Origin of the sequence: Streptomyces sp. NPDC059455 (assembly GCF_042750115.1) — a bacterium.
Classification (GTDB): domain Bacteria; phylum Actinomycetota; class Actinomycetes; order Streptomycetales; family Streptomycetaceae; genus Streptomyces; species Streptomyces endocoffeicus.
The window spans coordinates 1-2345 of sequence record NZ_JBHYVB010000456.1; the positions used below are offsets into that span (position 1 = coordinate 1).

2 protein-coding genes are annotated in these 2345 nt (G+C 78.3%); one reads left to right on the forward strand and one right to left on the reverse strand.

Features of this window, described 5'->3' with window-relative positions; genetic code table 11:
* The first annotated feature begins 168 nt into the window (after positions 1-168).
* A complete protein-coding gene (locus tag ACFXB5_RS53475; RefSeq protein WP_385223307.1) occupies positions 169-2109 on the forward strand; it encodes a hypothetical protein in 1941 nt (646 codons plus the stop codon).
* A 30-nt stretch (positions 2110-2139) separates the two neighbouring features.
* Here the strand turns inward: ACFXB5_RS53475 and ACFXB5_RS53480 are convergent.
* Positions 2140-2345: hypothetical protein (locus ACFXB5_RS53480; RefSeq protein ID WP_385223309.1), on the reverse strand; the 206-nt coding region annotated here is incomplete at its 5' end.

Genomic DNA, 2345 nt, shown 5'->3' on the forward strand with positions numbered 1-2345 from the left:
GAGCCCCGGTGCGGGGGCCGGGGGCGGAGCCCCGGTGCGGGGGCCGGGGGCGGAGCCCCGGTGCGGGGGCCGGGGGCGGAGCCCCGGTTTCGGGGAGGGGCGGGGAGGGGAAAGGTCCGCCGGGCGCCCCGCAGGTGACCTACCCGGCCCGCCACTCGTTCACGACACGTGGACCACCAGCAGGCGACAGTCGCCACCGACGACGAACCCACCGGCCTGATCGACGTCGAGCAGGCCGAGGCCGCCATCGTCGAGCACTACCCGCGGCTGGTGCGGCTCGCGTATCTCATCCTGCCGCCGGGCATCGGGCGCACCCGACGGGTGCTCGCGGCACACGCCCTCGCCCAGCGCGCCCTGCCCCGCAACCGGGGCTACGGCACCGGCCCGGACCCGCACCCCGATGTCGAACTGCCCTGGCAGCGCGGGACGAAGGGCCCGGCAGCCGACACTGGCTACGCCTATGTGCGGCTGCGGGTGCTGCGCCTGGCGCTGCGCGCCGCCCGGCAGCGGCCCTGGTGGCAGCGGCCCCCGGCGCTGCCGCAGGTGTTCGGGCTGCGGCTGTTCCCCCGCTCCGGCGGCGCGGATGAACTCGCCCTGGAGAAGGCGCTGTCGGAGCTGTCCGGCCCCGGCCGCGCCGCCTACGTCCTGCTGGAGCTGGAGCAGCTCGACGAGCACGAGACGCGCGCCCTGCTGCGCACCGCCGGGGTCGCCGACGCGCGGGACGCGGTGGACGAGGCGGAGTCGGTGCCGGATCCGGCGGGCAGCCGGGACGAATCGCTGCTGGAGTCCGCCGAGTTCGACCCGTGTTCGCTCCAGGCGCGGCCCACCGATCTGATGCGCCGCCGTCAGCATCTGCGGGCGGTGCTGGTGGCGGTGGTGGCGCTGGTGGTGTGCGGGACGCTGCTGGGGATGCCGGGGCGGGGCTGGGGGCCGAGCGGCGCCGCCGCGCCCTCGTACGCCCGCAATCCCGCCTCCGAACGGGCCCTGGACCCCGACCGGTTGACCCGCGCCGCGCCCGACGCCTGGCGCACCGTCTCCCGCGCCGACTTCTCCACCTGGCCCGCGCGCGGCGACCGGATCCGGGACACCGCGCTGCTGCGCCGCGCGCTGGCCGTCTGGGCGCGGCCGGGCGGTTCGGTGCGGGTGTCGGCCACCATGGGCACGCAGTCCGGGCCGCCGTCGGGGCCGCCACAGCTGCTGTTCGCGGGCGAGGTGGACCAGGCCACGGTGGTGCTGCTGTACGACGGGCTGCGGGTGGCGCGGTACGCGGAAGCGGTCGAGGGCCGCGCGGTCGCGCTGGACTTCGCCCGGCTGGACGCCGCCGACGCGGGCACCTCGACCGCGCTGGTCCTCAGCCGCGCGGACGGCAACGTCCGCTATCTGACCGCCCCTTGGGTGCGCCACGTCTGGGTGCGGGATCTGCTGCACCCGGCCGGGGTGCCGCGCCCGCTGCGCCGCACCGTGGACGGGGTGACCGACCCGGTACGCACCGTTCCGCGGCTGCGCCCCTGCCGTGGCTGGCCCGCGCTCCAGTTCGGCTCGCGGCTCGTGGCCGACCTCGGCGAACTGGCCCCGGCCCGGCTCACCTACGGCACTCCGGGCGGCGGGGCGCGCGATGTGGCGGGGCGGGCGGCCCGGGCGAGCTGGGCCAGGACCGGGTGCCGGCTGGCGATGATGCGGGCGCGCGGGGTGCGCTCGGTCAACGCCTGGCGGTTCGCCGCCCAGGCCCTGCCGGAGGCGGGCGGCCACGCGGCCTGGCTGTGCACCCGCGCCGACACCTGGCGGGGCACGGGCAGCAAGGTCCTGGCCCAGTTCCAGCCGTGGGACACCCGTCGGGGCAGGGCGGGGGCGGTCGCGGCCGGCGCCGACAACTCCCCCGCCTGCGGCCCGCGCGAGCCGCGGGTGCTGGCGGGGGTGCTGTGGAAGGCGCGGTCCGGCCACTGGTATCTGCTGGCCGCCGGAAGCCGCCAGGTCACCGGGATCGTCGCCACCGGCGGCGTCCGGGGCCGCTCCTACGGCCGCGGGCTGACCCTCCCCGCGAAGGCGGGCGCCCGCGCCGACCTCAAGGCCCGCCTGGCAAACGGCGACCGACTGGCCCCGCTGGGCTGACGCTCCGCGGGGGGGGTGCCCGGCCTGCCGTCAATCGTCCGCGGCGCCGTCGTAGCTGGTCGCGCCCACGCGGCGGAGCCGCACATCGGCACAGCCCCGCGCCGACCCGAGGGCCCGGCTGGCGAACGGCGACGCGAACGGCGAACGGCTGGGCTCCTGCGCCAGGGGCCGTCCGGTGGGGTTTTCCCCTCCCCGCCCCTTCCCGATACCAAGGGCTCCGCCCCTGGACCCCGGGG